Source organism: Gilliamella sp. Choc4-2 (assembly GCF_001690355.1).
In the GTDB taxonomy this organism is placed as follows: domain Bacteria; phylum Pseudomonadota; class Gammaproteobacteria; order Enterobacterales; family Orbaceae; genus Gilliamella; species Gilliamella apicola_A.
Map to the genome: position 1 here is coordinate 38,572 of NZ_LZHG01000054.1, position 18,330 is coordinate 56,901.

Here is an 18,330-nt window from a genome sequence, read left to right on the forward strand (position 1 = left end):
ATAACTTTTATAGCCATAACTAAAATAGCAATCAAAGGTATTGATTATTGAATTGATAGTTTTTTTTGACTTTAATCAAATTTTGAAAGTGCTATATTATCCTTAATAATTTTAGGGTAATAAAACCCCGTAGGAGGGCTCAAAATGATTACAGGTATTCAAATTACTAAAGCTGACAATGCTGCATTACTTAATTCTTTTTGGTTATTAGATGACTCAACAAAAGAAGCTCGTTGTGTAGCCGCTAAATCAGTTTATAAAGAAGATCAGGTTATTCCAACAGCTGAATTGGGTCAATTCGAATATCGTGAGATTCCATTAGATGTAGCACCAACAATCAAAGTTGAAGGTGGTCAACATTTAAATGTAAACGTTCTTCGACGCGAAACTTTAGAAGATGCTGTTCAACATCCTGAAAAATACCCACAATTAACCATTCGAGTTTCTGGTTATGCAGTTCGCTTTAACTCGTTAACTGCTGAACAACAACGTGATGTTATCGCACGTACATTTACGACAAAAATGTAATTTGTATACTAATAATTTTATTCGAACACTCTGTTTTTTCTGAGTGTTCGAAAGTATTGTTTTGATGTCATATTAATTTTTAATTCATCCTTTTCATTTTCTTTTCACTTAATAGGTTGTATATATTTTTATACTTTGAATCATTTCTCTTTTTAATGCATCTAATTATGTAAGGAAAATAATTTTTACCTTATCTAGTGATAATAAAAAGCGAGATTGATAATACCTATCTCGCTTAATTAATTTTTTATATTACCCAAAAAATTTCTTTACTTTATCAAAAAAGCTTTTTTCTTTTGGACTGTGTTTTGAATTTTTATCTGCTTTAAAACTTTCGCCTAATTCTTTCAGTAGATCTTTTTGCTTACTAGTTAAATTAACCGGTGTTTCCACCACAACATGACAGTAAAGATCACCCATAGTGCTAGTGCGTAATGATTTAACGCCTTTACCACGTAGCCTAAACATTTTACCTGTTTGTGTTTCGGCAGGAATTGTTAAGCTGACCTTGCCATTAAGTGTTGGCACTTCAACTTCGCCACCAAGTGATGCTAATGCAATATTAATCGGGATTTCGCAATGCAGATTTATGCCATCTCGCTCAAAAATAGCATGCTGTTTAACTTGCACTTGTACATATAAATCACCAGCAGGAGCTCCATTTAAGCCCGCTTCACCTTCACCAGAAAGTCGAATTCGGTTTCCTGTATCAACACCAGCAGGAATAGTGACAGACAATGTTTTTGTTTTTTGTATTCGACCTTCACCATGACATTTTTTACATGGATTTTTAACGACTTTACCACGACCATGACAAGTTGGACACTCTTGTTGTACGGCAAAAAAGCCTTGGCGCATTTGTACAACACCAGCACCATGACATGTATTACACGTTACCACATCAGAAGACTTTTCAGTTCCTTGCCCATGGCAAATATCACAACTTACCCAAGTTGGTACCTTAATTTCTTTACTTACACCTGCGGCAGCTTCTTCTAATGTTAGTGTGATATTGTATTGTAAGTCATTGCCACGAGATACAGTTTGTCCACGTCCACGACCACCACCAAAGAAATCACTGAATATATCATCAAATGCAGAACCACCACCAAATCCACTAAAACCACTAGCACCAGCTCCACCATAGCCTTGTTCAAAAGCAGCATGTCCATATTGATCATAAGCCGCTTTCTTTTGTGTATCAGTTAAAATTTCATAAGCTTCTTTGACTTCTTTAAATTTTGCTTCTGCTTCTGCTTTATTATCCTGATTTTTATCGGGATGATATTTCATGGCTAGTCGTTTATAGGCTTTTTTTATCTCGCTTTCACTGGCACTTTTACTTACGCCTAATATTTCATAATAATCTTTCTTCGCCATAATTAACCTTTATTTTTATCATTGTATAAACAACTAAACGGGCTTGAGTTACCTCACGCCCGTTTAATGTGTTACATGTTTAAAACTTGTTGAAATAACGCATTAAAAAACATACTAATTAATGATTATTTTTTATCATCATCAACTTCTTTAAAATCGGCATCAACAACATCATCTTGCGCACCAGTGGCATTATTTGATTGTCCCGCACTTTGAGCTGCTTGGGCTTGTTGTTGCGCTAATTCAAGTAATTTTTTAGAAGCATCCATTAATGCATTAATTTTAGCTTCAATTTCTGCTTTATCTTCACCACGAGTGGCAACTTCTAAAGCATTGACTGCATCTTCAATGGCTTTTTTATCATCAGCTGATAACTGATCACCCGCTTCAGTTATTTGTTTACGAGTTGAATGAACAAGATGATCTGCTTGGTTACGTATTTGTGCTAACTCTTCAAATTTACGGTCAGCATCGGCATTTGCTTCAGCATCGTTTACCATTTTCTGAATTTCTTCTTCACTTAGACCCGAAGAAGCTTTAATGGTGATATTTTGTTCACGACCTGTATTTTTATCTTTTGCCGATACATGTAAGATACCGTCAGCATCAATATCAAAAGTAACTTCAATTTGTGGCATACCGCGAGGTGCAGCTTGAATACCATCAAGATTAAATTGCCCTAGTGATTTATTATCACTTGCACGTTTACGTTCACCTTGTAAAACATGAATAGTTACGGCTGATTGGTTATCCTCAGCGGTTGAAAACACTTGGCTATGTTTAGTTGGGATTGTAGTATTCTTTTCAATTAACGCTGTCATAACTCCACCCATAGTCTCAATACCTAAAGACAATGGTGTAACATCAAGTAATAAAACATCTTTAACATCACCACCAAGTACACCACCTTGAACAGCAGCACCAACAGCAACCGCTTCATCAGGGTTTACATCTTTACGGGGTTCTTTACCAAAGAAGTCAGCAACCGCTTTTTGAACCATTGGCATACGAGTTTGTCCACCAACAAGAATAACGTCTTTAATGTCAGAAACAGAAAGACCTGCATCTTGTAAGGCTGTTTTTACTGGATCCATAGAACGTTTAACTAAATCTTCAACTAAAGACTCAAGTTTTGCACGTGTTACTTTAATATTTAAATGTTTTGGACCTGTTGCATCAGCAGTAATGTACGGTAAATTAATATCTGTTTGTTGAGCTGATGATAATTCAATTTTCGCTTTTTCTGCTGCTTCTTTCAAACGTTGCATTGCTAATGGATCGTTTTTTAAATCAAAGTTTTGTTCACGTTTAAATTCATCAACTAAATAATTGATTAAACGTGAGTCAAAGTCTTCACCACCTAAGTGAGTATCACCATTTGTTGCTAATACTTCAAAGGTTTTTTCGCCATCAACGTCGTCGATTTCGATAATGGAGATATCAAATGTACCACCACCAAGGTCATAAACAGCTATAGTTCGGTTACCTACATCTTTATCTAAACCATAGGCAAGCGCTGCAGCTGTAGGTTCGTTGATGATACGTTTTACATCAAGTCCTGCAATACGACCAGCATCTTTAGTTGCTTGACGTTGCGCATCGTTAAAATAAGCAGGTACAGTAATAACCGCTTCAGTCACTGCTTCCCCAAGATAATCTTCTGCTGTTTTTTTCATTTTTTTCAATACTTCAGCAGAAATTTGTGGTGGTGCAATTTTTTGACCTTTAACATCAACCCATGCATCGCCATTGTCAGCTTTTACGATCTTATATGGCATGATGCTAACGTCGCGTTGTACTTCGGCATCTTCAAAACGACGACCAATTAAACGTTTAATTGCAAATAGTGTATTTTGTGGATTGGTTACTGCTTGACGTTTTGCAGGTTGACCAACTAAGATTTCTCCATCTTGTGTGTAAGCAATAATAGAAGGGGTTGTACGATCGCCTTCAGCGTTTTCTAATACTTTTGCTTGACCATTGTCCATTACTGCAATACATGAATTTGTTGTACCTAAATCGATACCAATAATTTTACCCATAATCTTTTCTCCTCAAAACCTGTTTATTATTTATTGTATATAGGTCTTAAATCTGTAATTTCAAGCCCTTAATTTACACAATGAAATGTTTTTGTTTCCACATAAAATGGGAACATTCTTGGCAATATCAAGGGGTAAAAAAAAATAATTTTGCTTAAATCTTGATTGTAAAGTTTTCTACACTTATTATTGCTGCTCTTTTTAATCATCATATTTAATTTATAGGATTTTTATGGAACAAACTAAACTTGCAAATCCAGGCCCACTTGGGCTAATGGGATTTGGTATGACAACAATTTTATTAAATATCCATAATGCAGGATTTTTTCCTGTTATGACAGTAATAGTTTCAATGGGTATTTTTTACGGTGGACTTGCACAAGTCATTGCTGGCATTTTAGAATTTAGAAAAGGTAATACGTTTGGTACTACTGCATTTACTTCTTATGGTTTCTTTTGGATTGCGTTAGTGGGTATTTGGTATTTACCAACTTCACCAGCGACAGTGCCATCTGATGCGACTTTTGTTGGTATTTTCCTTGCGTTATGGGGGATTTTTACTGGCTTTATGTTTATTGGTACATTAAAAGGTAACCGCGCATTACAATTTGTTTTTGCTAGTTTAACCATTTTATTTGCTTTATTAGCTATTGGTAATATTTCAGGTAATCATAGTATTATTCATATTGCTGGTTTTGAAGGCATTATTTGTGGAGCAAGTGCCGTTTATTTGGCAATGGCAGAAGTGATTAATGAGCAATTTGGTCGTACTATTTTACCGATTGGTGCACCAAAAGGCGTTGCGCATTAATAATTTAATTTAGTCTATCGTTAATAAAAAAACGGGAAATATTTCCCGTTTTTTATCAAATAATTATCGCTAAAACCAATTATTTTTTATAAGCGTCGTTATGAACACCAACCGCTGCACGCCCAGATGGATCATTTAAGTTCTTAAATGATTCATCCCATTCAATTGCTTTAGCAGTTGAACATGCAACAGTTGGACCGCCAGGTACACAATGAGCCGCACTTTCAACTGGAAATAGTTCATTGAAAATTTCACGGTACATATAAGCTTCTTTCGAAGTTGGCGTATTATATGGGAAGCGGAATTTTGCATTTTCTAATTGCTGATCAGTAATTTTACTTTCTGCAATTTCTTTTAATGTATCAATCCAACTATAACCAACACCATCAGAGAATTGTTCTTTTTGACGCCAAACAACCGATGCTGGTAAGTAAGACTCAAATGCTTCACGGACAATATGTTTTTCCATTTTGCCATTGCTACCACACATTTTATCATTTGGATTGATGCGCATTGCGACATCTAAGAATTTTTTATCAAGGAATGGTACTCGAGCTTCAACGCCCCAAGCCGCCATTGCTTTATTCGCACGTGCACAATCATACATATGTAGTGCAGCTAATTTACGTACAGTTTCTTCATGGAATTCTTTAGCATTTGGCGCTTTGTGGAAATAGAGGTAACCGCCGAACACTTCATCAGCACCTTCACCAGAAAGTACCATTTTTATTCCCATTGCTTTGATTTTACGTGCCATTAAATACATTGGTGTTGATGCACGGATTGTGGTTACATCATAAGTTTCAATGAAATAAATTACGTCACGAATCGCATCAATACCTTCTTGAATGGTAAAGTTAATTTCATGGTGAACTGTACCTAGATGATCAGCAACCGCTTGTGCAGCTTTAAGATCTGGAGCACCTTTTAAACCTACAGCAAATGAGTGCAACTGTGGCCACCATGCTTCTGATTTTTCGTGATCTTCAACACGACGTGCTGAAAATTTTTTAGTGATCGCTGAAATGACGGAAGAATCAAGTCCACCTGACAATAAAACACCATATGGCACGTCAGACATTAAATGACTTTTTACAGACTCTTCTAATGCAACACGCAGTGCATTAATATCCGTCTTATTGTCTTTCACATTTTCGTAATCCATCCAGTCACGTTTGTAATACGTTTTGATTTCACCTTCGGTACTAGATAGATAGCATCCCGGAGGGAAAGCCTCAATTGTTTTACAAACAGGAACTAATGCTTTCATTTCAGAGGCAACATAAAATGTGCCATTTTCATCATGACCTGTATACATTGGAATAATACCAATATGGTCACGGCCAATAAAATAGCTCCCTTTATTGATATCATAAAGGATAAAAGCAAACATACCTTGTAATTCATCAAGGCAATCAATACCTTTTTCTTGATATAAAGCAAGAATCACTTCACAGTCAGAGCCTGTTTGAAACTCATAACGATCTTTGTACTGATTTCGGAGTTCTTGATGATTATAAATTTCGCCATTTACTGCTAAAACTAATGTTTTATCTTTATTATAAAGCGGCTGAGATCCTGTATTAACATCTACAATTGATAAACGTTCATGAGCAAGAATTGCTTTATCAGAAGCAAAAATACCAGACCAATCAGGACCACGATGACGTTGTAGGCATGATAGTTCTAATGCTTTTGTTCGTAGTTGTTCTGGATCTGATTTAATATCAAGAATACCTAAAATCGAACACATTGATTTTCTCCATTTTAAATCGCATAAGCGATACTGTTACAAGTAAAAACTAACTAGATAAAAAAATAATAATATTTTTATTTAATATAAAAAATATTATTAATAAATAGCATACACACTATTAATACACAATTAAAGCGTTAATTATTTTTTTAACCATTGACCTTGTTGCTTGATATATTGCCCTGTTGGGGTTTTTTCTTGTGCTTTAGTGCCTGCTTTTTTTTCTACTTCACTTAAAGGAATATTACTTTCGGCTGATACTTTTTGATATTGCTCTTTACGAGCCTGATTAATTAATTGCGCAATTTCAGAAGCATTACCTTCGTTTTTCACTACACCTAAATAACCATCAGCCTGTTCACCGACAATACCTTGCGTTTTAGCTTGGTTTAATGAATTAATTGCTTGCTCTAAATTTAATGCAAAAGCAGAAAAAGATAAAGCAGTTGATAACAATGCTATTATTGCTTTTTTACAGATAGTCATAATAAGCTCCTTAATGGGTATATCATATTTCATTAATTTAAATATGAATAACAAAAATTTTTAATATCTAGCATTTTGCGTTACACAATCAAATCTACTAATTTAATATAATCCAGATTTATTAATAATATTATCCAATGCTTTATCGACTTTAATATTAATTTCATGGTCTATTTTAACATTCAAATTGATATTAATCGGTTCGTTCGGTGCTTGAACTTTGACAGTAGGTGAACATCCGATTAATGTTCCAACTAATACCATAATTACCATAACATTTCGTACCATAAAATAACCTCTTATTTTGAAGATTTCTTTTTTAAATATGCTTCAATACGTTTACGAATAGGCTCACTAACTTCATCAGATAGCTGTAAACTCATAAGTAATTTAGTGATATTTTCTTCAAGATTGATATTTAAATTAACTGCTTTGCCATTTTCAACATTTAAATTGTTACCTTGAATATTTAATCCTAGTCTGGCAATTTCATTGGCATAGTCAACAGTACCTGTTAGCTTAGTATAATGAAAATTTTTAATAATATCAGCGAGTATTTTCATATTCGGGTTACTTTGGACATAACTTTTAAGCGCTGAATTTTCAAATTGTAAATATCCATCTTGAGTGGTAATTAATTGGCCTTTTTTTATAATTGGTTCGATTACCGTGCCACTTTTTTTCTTGTTAGCTAATAATGTAATCGGTAAGTTACCATCGATTGCCCCACTGCCAGCTACCCCTTCTGCTGGGTATTGAGTAAGAATATCTTTTAGCTGTATCTGTTTTATCTTTAAATTTAATTGTTGAGGTAATTTCGCTAAATTAAGCTTGTTTTTATCAAGAAAAATAATTCCAGAAAAAATATTTGCTTGTGCTTTAGTCCAACTGATGATTCCTTTATCGGGGGCATTAATTGAAGCAAAATACTCTCCAGTTAATTTGATCTTTTCAAGAGATAGTCCCATATTGACTTCTTGTATACTCAGTGCTGGACTTGAAAGAGTAAACTGATTATTCTTGACAACAAGATTAATATTACCTGTCACAGATTTTATTTCGCTATTTTTATAAATACCATTGAGTTTATTAATAGCAAGCTGTGTTGTGGCAGATAATTGATTATTGTCAAATGGAATGGCAGACTCAACTTGAAATATTAAATTACCAACTGAATCCGCTAACATTAGATCATCAGAAAGGTTAGCTTTAGTTAAACTAATAGAAGCATTACTTAAACTGAATAAATTTAGCTGGTTACGAGTAACCCAACCATTGAACGGCAAAGTTAGTTGCCCATTTTCAATACCAAATTGGTTTACCGTTGTGGTAAAAAGCCCATTTTGTATATCGATACGTGAATCAGTTGTATTAAATTGCAAATTAGCCGACAGTTTCGCAATATATTGGCTATTGGTTGACATGGCCAACTGTATTGCTTCTTGCTGTTTGGTGATATCAACTTTTACGTTAAATTGTTCGTTATTTTGTGCATAAAATCTTAACGAATTAATATAAATTTTTGATGGTAACCAGTAAAGTATTGTTGAAAGGAATGACGAATCAATATCGGATTTGCTAGTGTCTTGATTGAAATTTTGATCAAGCGTTTCAACCATTTCCTTTTGAGCTACATCTATTACTTTTTTGTCGCCTGATTGCCAATGAATATCGAGTTCATCAACCGATAACTGCGACAATGAGATCAGTAATTTTTTTGCTATTAGTGAGTATTGCGATGTTTGAGAGACAGTTATTTCATCAATAGCTAAGCCATTAAAGTTCACACTGACGCCATGGCAATCTGCTGATAGGTGATATTTATCTTTAAATGATAGCCAATATTGTCGCACACCTAAGCTCAATAGCATAATGATTAGTGCAATACTAAGTAAAACCCAATAGCATTTTTTTAAGCGAGCCATATCTAAACTCTCAACTAATCAAAGGAAAGATATTGCCAGATTACAATATCATCCGGCAATAAAATGATACTGTTCTTATTATGCTTGTTCTCGTTGAGCAATATAAACTAGTGCTTTATCAATTCGATCAAGAGTACGGGTTTTACCAACCGCAAAAATAGTAGCATCAACCGATGGCGATTGCCCGATACCTGTTACAGCAACGCGTAATGGCATACCAACTTTACCCATACCAACATTAAGTTCGGTTGCAGTTGCTTCAATCGCATGGTGAATTTTATCAATTTGCCAATCAAAGTCAGCAATAGCTTCAATTTTTGCTTTAATTGTTTCTAATGGCTCTTTGGCGACTGGGCGCAAATGTTTTTTAGCCGCATCGACATCAAAATCTTCAAAATCTCGATAGCAATAAGCACATGATTCAGCCATCTCTTTAAGCGTTTTACAACGTTCACCAAATAACTTAATAATAGTGATAAGATCTGGACCTTTTGATAAATCATATCTTTGTTGGTTCATATGCCAAATTAAATGTTGAGCAACATAATCCGCATCAAGATGATTGATATAATGGTGATTTAACCAAAGTAATTTTTCAGTATTAAAGGCACTGGCTGATTTGCTAACCGCATCTAATGAAAAATAGCTAATCATTTCAGGAACAGAGAATATCTCTTGATCACCGTGTGACCAACCAAGACGCACTAAATAGTTAAGTAATGCTTCGGGCAAGTAACCATCATCACGATATTGCATGACACTAACCGCTCCGTGACGTTTAGATAGTTTTTGTCCATCATCTCCTAAAATCATCGATACATGACCATATTTAGGAATTGGTGCACCTAATGCTTCTAGGATATTGATCTGGCGAGGTGTGTTGTTAATGTGATCTTCACCACGAATAACATGGGTAATTTCCATATCCCAATCATCGACAACAACACAGAAATTATAAGTTGGTGAACCATCAGTGCGGCGAATAATAAGATCATCAAGCTCTTTATTAGCAATCTCAATTGGACCACGGATTAAATCATTAAAAATAACAGTGCCATCAGTAGGGTTAGCAAAACGAACAACATGTGGCTCATCATGAGTATGCTCTTGTTGTACTGAAGCACAACGGCAATGCCCATCGTAGCGCGCTTTTTCACCTTTGGCCATTTGCTCTTCACGCAATTTTTCAAGACGTTCTTTAGAACAGTAGCAGCGATAAGCTGTACCTTTGGCTAACATTTCATCAATGACTTGATTATAACGATCAAAACGTTTAGTTTGATAATAAGGACCTTCGTCCCATGATAATTTTAACCAATTCATACCTTCCATTATTGCTTCAATCGCTTCAGGCGTTGAGCGCTCAAGATCGGTATCTTCTATGCGCAGTACAAACGAGCCTTTTGCATGACGAGTATATAGCCAAGAATAAAGTGCTGTTCGTGCACCACCTACATGCAAATAGCCAGTTGGGCTTGGAGCAAAACGGGTTTTAATTTTCATGAAATAATCCTAATAAAAACAGAAACGAAGCTGATACCACAAAGCGGTGATTTGCGCTCTTTTTTAATTCGAAAATATCAATCAATAGGATAACATTTTGATATTCACTCATTTTAGTTGCCTATTCTAACACGCCTAAAGGTTTCGGCAATAGTTCGATTCATGTTAGAAAGTTAATATATAATTTGTAAAAAGTTTTATTAAAGCAATTGGTTAAGCATAAAATCAGCCTTTAGTTATTTTTTAAGGCTGATTTATTTGGCACGGGTTTAGTATGATTAATGCGCTTCATCCCAATTATTACCCACACCGACATCCACTTTTAATGGTACAGATAGGTGATAGCAATTTTCCATGATTGATTTTATCTGAGCTTTATATTGCTCAACTAATTCTTCTTTTACTTCAAATACTAACTCATCGTGTACTTGCATAACCATTCTAATATTACCTACAGGTAAGCTTTTTATCCATTCGCTTACCTTAATCATGGCTGTTTTAATAATATCGGCTGCAGTTCCTTGCATTGGTGCATTAATAGCTGCTCGCTCAGCGCTACGTTTTTCAATATTATTTGTTGAAGTAATTTTTGGAAGATATAAACGTCGACCTGATAAAGTTTCAACATAACCTTGTTCCGCTGCACATTGGCGAGTTTCTTCCATATATTTCTGAACACCGGGGTAACGCTCAAAATAACGATCAATATAAAACTGCGCTTCTTTACGGGCTATATTAATCTGTTTTGATAAGCCAAAAGCACTCATTCCATAAATCAAACCAAAATTAACCGCTTTAGCACGCCGCCTCTCTTCAGAGCTGATTTCTGATTCTGGTTTGCTTAATATTTCACTAGCGGTTACGCGGTGAACGTCTTTATCATGGGCAAAAGCGTTAAGTAAGCTTTTATCTTGTGATAGATGTGCCATGATACGTAGTTCAATTTGTGAATAATCAGCTGAAATAATTTTATAACCTTTTGGCGCAATAAATGCTTGGCGAATTCGCCGTCCTTCTTCATTACGAACTGGAATATTTTGTAAATTCGGATCATTCGACGATAACCTTCCAGTTACTGTACCAATTTGATTATAATTAGTATGAATACGATGATCGATTGGACTTATCATCAATGGTAATTTATCGGTATAAGTATTTTTTAATTTGGCTAGTCCACGATAAAACAGAATCATGCGTGGGAGTTCGTACTGATTAGCCAGTTCACTTAATACTTCTTCACTGGTTGAAGGATCTCCTTTTGGCGTCTTTTTCAAGATCGGTAAATTGTGTTTATCAAATAGAATAGTTTGTATCTGTTTAGGTGAGGCAGGATTAAATTTTTCACCAGCTAGAAACTGTAATTCTGCTTCAATTTGCAATAGCTTTTTAGCTAATTCATTAGAATAGTCATTTAGTTGTTTAGCATCGACCAGTACACCGGTTCTTTCCATTTCGGCAAGCACAATCGCAAGTGGCATTTCAATATCAGAAAATAACTTTGTTAATTCTTGGTATTTTTCTAGCTCTGGCCATAATTTTTCATGCAATTGCAAAGTAATATCAGCATCTTCAGCTGCATATTGCGTGGTTTTTTCCACATCAATCTCGTCAATAGTGAGTTGTTTTTTATCTAACTTAGTCAATTCATTAAAGGTAATTGTTTTATAATTTAAGTAATGGTTTGCCATACTGTCCATATCGTGACGTTCTGTGCTATTTAGTACGTAAGATTCAAGCATAGTGTCAAAAGCAATCCCTTGTACTTTAATACCATAATTCGCCAATACACTATAATCGTACTTGGCATTTTGGGCGATTTTTTTGATTTTGGGATTTTCAAATACTGGTTTTAATTTAGCTAATACTTGATCTAACGATAGCTGCTTGGGTGCACCTAAGTATTGGTGTGCAAGTGGAATATAAGCTGCTTGATGAGGTATAACACTTAGTGATATGCCAACTAATTTAGCATGCACATGATCTATACTATCGGTCTCGGTATCAAAAGAAAATTGCTTACAATTAGTTAATTTTGTAACCCATTCATCTAACCGTTCATTAGTTAATATACATTGATAATCAGCCTCTTTGTTTTTCTGAAAAGCTAGCTGTTCATCTACCGAAAATAGTGATAAATTATCGGTGGTATTTACTACGGCATTTTTCTGCTGTTTTAAAAAAGTACCTGTAGTTAACTCTTTTCGCCAACGATGAAATCCATAATTATCAAATAATTCAGCAAGTGCATTAATATCAATATTACTCACCATCAGTTGGTCATTAGTAAAATCTAATTTAACATCAGTTTTTATCGTTGCTAGTAAATAAGAAAGTTCAGCTTCTTTATGATTATCAATTAATTTTTGTTTTAATGATTTCGCACCTCGGATCGATAATTTTTCAATATCATCTAATCGATTATAAATATCTTTTATACTATCAAACTCAGCTAATAAACTCTGAGCAGTTTTTTCACCGACACCAGGTACACCTGGAATGTTATCGGATGAATCGCCTCTTAAAGCTAAATAATCAATAATCTTTTCAGGAGGAACACCAAATTTATTTATCACCCCTTGTGGATCAAGTACCACATTATTCATAGTATTAATTAGTGTAATTTTATCACTGACCAATTGCGCCATATCTTTATCACCAGTGCTAATTAATACTTCTAAATTCTCTTTTTCTGCTTGCCTAGCTAATGTCCCAATTACATCATCAGCTTCAACTCCTTCAATACAAAGTAGAGGTAAGCCCATAGCTTTTAATATAGTATGAATGGGCTCAATTTGAGGGCGAAGGTTTTCAGGCATTGCTTCACGCGTTGCTTTATACTCAGAATAAATCTCGTTACGGAAGGAGCCACCTTTAGCGTCAAAAACCACGGCAATATGCGTAGGGTTGTATTGGTTAAGCAAGCTACGAATCATATTAATCACACCAAAAATAGCCCCTGTTGGTTCACCTTTGGCATTAGTTAACGGTGGGCATGCAAAAAAAGCACGGTAAAGATAAGAAGATCCATCAATTAAGATAATCGGCGTTTTGTTTGACATCATAGTTACTCAATCATTATTCAACACGATAGTGAACAGTATAACCTATATTTAGCCATAATATTCTTATCATCACTAATAATATAGTGTAAAAAAGTTTCAGATTACTATACGTTCCAATATAAAACCACAAGTAAAAACTATATCTTGCCCTATAACTGTTATATAATATTCCATCTATTTTTGCTTGAGTATTTAATAAATGACAGAATTAAGTCTTGCTGCGCAAAAAGTCAAAGAAGCACTCGCTGATAAAAATCTTGAAACTCCATCCTGCCGTTTAGTAATGGATAGTCATGAGCGTAAAAGCAAAATTGAAGCTCATTTTCGTGAAATTATGAAGCTCATGGAACTTGATTTGAATGATGACAGCTTGGCAGAAACCCCGCATCGAGTATCCAAAATGTATGTTGATGAGATCTTTTCAGGTCTTTATTATGAAAATTTCCCAAAAATCACGTTAATCGAAAATAAAATGCAAGTAGACGAAATGATAACCGTTCGTGACATCACTTTAACCAGTGTTTGTGAGCATCATTTTGTCACAATTGATGGTAAAGCAACGGTTTCTTATATTCCGAAAGATAAAGTGATTGGATTGTCTAAAATTAATCGTATTGTTGAGTTCTTTTCACAACGACCACAAGTACAAGAAAGGTTAACTCAGCAAATTTTAATTGCACTACAAACTTTACTCGGAACAGTTAATGTTGCTGTTTCAATTGACGCAACTCACTATTGTGTAAAAGCACGTGGTATTAAGGATTCTAGCAGTATTACCACCACAACAGCCCTTGGTGGCGGATTTAAAACTAATCCAAGTACCCGACAAGAATTCTTACGAGCTTTAAATCATTATTAAGCAGTTAACGATTGTTTACCTGTTGTAATTATGGCACTTTTTAAAACTAGATATATTTTTATAACAAAAGTAAAACATTAATATAAACTATCTTTATAGTACGTGCATCTTCAAGAAAGATTGGTATAATTCTCGGCTATTTAAGATAAATATAACCATTGATAAACAGCACTTTTTTCATGAAGATTATCCGAGGCATTGCAAATTTAAAAAATCAATTTACTCAATGTGTACTGACACTGGGCAATTTTGATGGCATACATTTAGGACATCAGCAATTAATTCATCATCTTATTAAACAAGGGAAAAAATTAAATTTACCCTCAGTTGTGATGTTATTTGAGCCGCAGCCACTAGAGTTTTTTGCCCAAGATAATGCGCCGTCACGCTTAACTTCATTTTATGAAAAAGTTATTTTTATTGAAAAATTAGGTATTGACTATATTATTGCTATTCCATTTACCCAAACTTTTGCCAATATGTCTGCCGATCATTTTATTCAAGATTGGTTGATTAATAAGTTAAAAGCTAAATATATTACAATTGGAGATGATTTTCGGTTCGGATCTGAACGTAAAGGGGATATCAATCTTCTCGAACAATATTCTCGTAATCATGATTTTGTAGTAGAAAGCATACCAACATTTGTTTGGAATAATTTTCGTATAAGTAGTACTGCTGTTCGTCAAGCACTTTTGAATAGTGATTTTGAATTGGCTCATTGCCTATTAGGCCGCAATTATACAATTCAAGGTCGTGTAGTCCATGGCAATGCTTTAGCAAGGGAATTGGGATTTCCAACGGCAAATATTCACTTGCATCGAAAAAAGCCTGCACTGCAAGGAGTCTATTTCGTTAAAGTCAAAAATATCTGCAATAATCAGCATTATCACGGTATTGCCAATATTGGGATAAGACCAACTATTAACGGAAAAACCGCAATACTTGAAGTAAACCTTTTTGACTTTTCGGGTAATATATATGGACAATATTTAGACATAACGTTCATCAAAAAATTACGCGATGAGAAAAAATTTGACTCATTAGCAGAATTAAAACAACAAATTGCACTAGATGTTTGCACTGCGAAAAAGATCAGTGCACAATTAACTAATTAAAAACTAGTATCAACAAAATTAACTGGAATAAATCAGCATGACAGACTATAAAAATACATTGAATTTACCGGAAACTGGATTCCCGATGCGAGGTGACCTTGCTAAACGTGAACCAGTTATGTTGCAAAATTGGTACGATAAAGAGCTTTATCAAAGGATTCGACAAGTGAAAAAAGGCAAAAAAGCGTTTATTTTACATGATGGTCCTCCTTATGCAAACGGAAAACTTCATATAGGTCATGCAGTTAATAAAATAATTAAAGATATTATTATCAAATCAAAAAGTTTAAGTGGTTATGATTCTCCGTATATTCCAGGATGGGATTGTCATGGTTTACCAATTGAGCAAAAAGTAGAAGAGCAAGTTGGCAAACCAGGCGTAAAGGTAACACCTGCTGAATTTCGTCAAATCTGCCGCGATTATGCCGCTTCACAAGTTGAACTGCAAAAAGCCGATTTTATTCGCATGGGTGTTCTTGGTGATTGGCAAAACCCTTACCTTACAATGAATTATGATACCGAAGCCAATATTATTCGTGCTTTAGGTAAAGTAATTAAAAATGGTCATTTAGTTAAAGGTGCCAAACCTGTCTATTGGTGTACCGATTGTATGTCATCATTGGCTGAAGCAGAAGTTGAATATTATGATAAATCATCGCCAGCCATTGATGTAAAATTTAAAGCGGTTGATAATCAAGCCGTAGCAAGTAAATTTGATATCAATACTGATTTAACCATTTATGTTGTTATCTGGACAACCACGCCTTGGACGTTACCAGCTAGCCGAGGGATAGCTTTAAATGCTGATTTTGAATATCAATTAGTTCAAATCAATGATAAAGAGTGTTTAATTTTAGCTGCTGATTTAGTTGAAGCTGTGATGAAACGAGCAAATATCATCGATTGGAAAATCTTAGGCGCTTGCCGAGGTAATGCGCTTGAATTATTACGCTTTAAACACCCATTCCTTGATTTTGATGAGCCTATTGTACTTGGCGAACACGTTACAATTGATGCGGGTACAGGGGCTGTGCATACCGCACCGGGCCATGGTACAGAAGACTTTATGGTCGGTCAAAAATATGGTCTTGAAGTGGCAAATCCAGTTGGTGGTAATGGCTGTTATTTACCAGGAACAGGGGCAGGGCTAGATGGTCTATTTGTGTTCAAAGCAAATAAAGTGGTTGTTGAAATATTAAAAGAACATGATGCACTATTACACTTTGAAAATATTGAACATAGCTATCCATGTTGTTGGCGCCATAAAACACCTGTTATTTATCGTGCAACACCACAATGGTTTATTAGCATGGATAAACAAGGTCTGCGAACCCAATCATTAAAAGAAATTAAACAAGTTCGTTGGATCCCTGATTGGGGACAAGCACGCATTGAAACTATGGTTGCTAATCGCCCTGATTGGTGTATTTCTCGCCAACGCACATGGGGTGTACCTATGACGTTGTTTGTTCACAAAGAGACCGAAGAACTTCATCCAGATACACTAGCATTAGTGGAAAAAGTCGCACAGTTAGTTGAAAAAGATGGCATTCAAGCTTGGTGGGATGCTGATATTAAAGATCTTTTAGGTCCTGATGCTGATGATTATCGTAAAGTACCTGATACGTTAGATGTTTGGTTTGATTCAGGATCTACTTTTTCATCAGTGGTTCGCACTCGACCAGAATTTGAAGGGCATGAAGCTGATATGTACTTAGAAGGCTCAGATCAACATCGTGGTTGGTTTATGTCTTCATTAATGTTATCAACAGCAATTGATAATAAAGCACCTTACAAACAAGTGTTAACGCATGGTTTTGTTGTCGATGGACAAGGACGTAAAATGTCAAAATCGCTTGGTAATATTGTTACTCCACAAGATGTAATGAATAAACTTGGTGCCGATATTTTACGTTTATGGATTGCTTCAACAGATTATTCTGGAGAAATGAACTATTCTGATGAAATCATCAAACGAGCTGCCGATAGTTATCGCCGTATTCGTAATACCGCACGTTTTTTACTAGCAAATTTAAATGGTTTTGATCCAGTTAAAAATATGGTAAAACCAGAGGATATGGTCGTTCTTGATCGCTGGGCAGTTAGTATGGCAAAAGAAGCACAAGAACAAATTATCCAGGCTTATGAAAATTATGATTTCCATAAAGTCGTACAACGTATTATGCAATTTTGCTCAATCGAAATGGGATCATTTTATTTAGATATTATTAAAGATCGCCAGTACACAGCGAAAAGTGATAGTATTGCCCGTCACAGTTGCCAAACCGCTTTATATCATATTGCGCAAGCAATGGTTCGTTGGATTGCACCTATTTTATCATTCACTGCTGATGAAATTTGGCAATATTTACCAATGGCTGATAAACAAGAATTTGTTTTTGAAGATGAGTGGTATACAGCACTATTTACATTGCCAGAAAGCGAAGCATTAAATAGTGAATATTGGGCTCAGATTTTAGCCATTCGTAGTGAAGTGAATAAAGTGCTTGAACAAGGCCGTAATGATAAAGTGATTGGTGGTGCGCTTGAAGCAGCTGTTACGCTTTATGCTGATGAAGCGATCGCTACCGCATTAACTAAGTTGGACAATGAATTGCGTTTTGTTTTACTCACTTCACAAGCGAGTGTAAAACCTTTACAAGCAGCGTCAGCAAATGCCGTTCAAAGTGATATTCAAGGTCTTAAAATTGAATTAGCTAAAGCGCAAGGTGATAAATGTCCTCGTTGCTGGCATTATACAACAGACAATGAGCCAACAACGCATTTATGTAAACGTTGTGAACAAAACATTCACGGTAATGGTGAAGTTAGACATTTTGCATAATAAAAATCAAAACAG

General features: G+C 35.0%; 13 protein-coding genes. 5 read left to right on the forward strand and 8 right to left on the reverse strand.

The genetic code is table 11. The features are described from left to right. Window positions 1–144: 144 nt before the first annotated feature. Window positions 145–528: an autonomous glycyl radical cofactor GrcA gene (grcA, locus tag A9G34_RS07180; RefSeq protein WP_034947838.1), complete on the forward strand. Its 384-nt coding sequence runs from the start codon at window positions 145–147 to the stop codon at window positions 526–528. A 252-nt stretch (window positions 529–780) separates the two neighbouring features. On the opposite strand, the gene dnaJ is transcribed toward grcA, so the two are convergent. Both dnaJ and dnaK read right to left on the reverse strand, forming a co-directional pair. Beyond that, complete coding sequence (gene dnaJ, locus A9G34_RS07185; protein ID WP_065569313.1) at window positions 781–1,908, reverse strand: molecular chaperone DnaJ; 1,128 nt, start codon at window positions 1,906–1,908, stop codon at window positions 781–783. A 125-nt stretch (window positions 1,909–2,033) separates the two neighbouring features. Then, complete coding sequence (dnaK, locus tag A9G34_RS07190) at window positions 2,034–3,950, reverse strand: molecular chaperone DnaK (RefSeq protein ID WP_034947844.1); 1,917 nt, start codon at window positions 3,948–3,950, stop codon at window positions 2,034–2,036. 232 nt (window positions 3,951–4,182) lie between these two features. Between dnaK and satP the strand changes: the two genes are divergently transcribed. Continuing rightward, window positions 4,183–4,761 carry an acetate uptake transporter gene (gene satP / locus A9G34_RS07195; protein WP_065569314.1) on the forward strand — a complete coding sequence of 193 codons (579 nt, stop codon included), beginning with the start codon at window positions 4,183–4,185 and terminating at the stop codon, window positions 4,759–4,761. Between the two features lie 79 nt (window positions 4,762–4,840). On the opposite strand, the gene asnB is transcribed toward satP, so the two are convergent. The 6 genes from asnB to polA all read right to left on the reverse strand — a co-directional run bounded on the left by asnB (window position 4,841) and on the right by polA (window position 13,493). Next, on the reverse strand, window positions 4,841–6,514 hold the full coding sequence (asnB, locus tag A9G34_RS07200) for an asparagine synthase B (RefSeq protein ID WP_034947849.1): 1,674 nt from the start codon (window positions 6,512–6,514) through the stop codon (window positions 4,841–4,843). A gap of 144 nt (window positions 6,515–6,658) precedes the next feature. Next, entirely contained in the window at window positions 6,659–7,003 is a 345-nt protein-coding gene (locus A9G34_RS07205) for a YdbL family protein (RefSeq protein WP_065569315.1), read from the reverse strand. 102 nt (window positions 7,004–7,105) lie between these two features. Next, on the reverse strand, window positions 7,106–7,291 hold the full coding sequence (locus A9G34_RS07210; RefSeq protein WP_065569316.1) for a YnbE family lipoprotein: 186 nt from the start codon (window positions 7,289–7,291) through the stop codon (window positions 7,106–7,108). A gap of 11 nt (window positions 7,292–7,302) precedes the next feature. After that, window positions 7,303–8,928: an intermembrane phospholipid transport protein YdbH family protein gene (locus A9G34_RS07215; protein WP_065569317.1), complete on the reverse strand. Its 1,626-nt coding sequence runs from the start codon at window positions 8,926–8,928 to the stop codon at window positions 7,303–7,305. Window positions 8,929–9,006: 78 nt separating this feature from the next. Then, window positions 9,007–10,431, reverse strand: coding sequence for a glutamate--tRNA ligase (gltX, locus tag A9G34_RS07220; protein ID WP_065569318.1), 1,425 nt, complete (start codon window positions 10,429–10,431; stop codon window positions 9,007–9,009). Between the two features lie 278 nt (window positions 10,432–10,709). Then, window positions 10,710–13,493 carry a DNA polymerase I gene (polA, locus tag A9G34_RS07225; protein ID WP_218055698.1) on the reverse strand — a complete coding sequence of 928 codons (2,784 nt, stop codon included), beginning with the start codon at window positions 13,491–13,493 and terminating at the stop codon, window positions 10,710–10,712. A gap of 199 nt (window positions 13,494–13,692) precedes the next feature. On the opposite strand from polA, the gene folE reads away from it, so the two are divergent. The 3 genes from folE (at window position 13,693) to ileS (ending at window position 18,315) form a co-directional block, all read left to right on the forward strand. Beyond that, window positions 13,693–14,352 (forward strand): GTP cyclohydrolase I FolE, encoded by a 660-nt coding sequence (gene folE, locus A9G34_RS07230; protein ID WP_034947864.1) that lies wholly within the window; start codon window positions 13,693–13,695, stop codon window positions 14,350–14,352. Between the two features lie 179 nt (window positions 14,353–14,531). Beyond that, complete coding sequence (gene ribF, locus A9G34_RS07235; RefSeq protein ID WP_065569320.1) at window positions 14,532–15,470, forward strand: bifunctional riboflavin kinase/FAD synthetase; 939 nt, start codon at window positions 14,532–14,534, stop codon at window positions 15,468–15,470. Between the two features lie 37 nt (window positions 15,471–15,507). Further along, the gene (gene ileS, locus A9G34_RS07240; RefSeq protein ID WP_065569321.1) at window positions 15,508–18,315 is read left to right on the forward strand and encodes an isoleucine--tRNA ligase; all 2,808 of its coding nucleotides are present in this window, start codon (window positions 15,508–15,510) and stop codon (window positions 18,313–18,315) included. The last annotated feature ends 15 nt before the right edge of the window (window positions 18,316–18,330 follow it).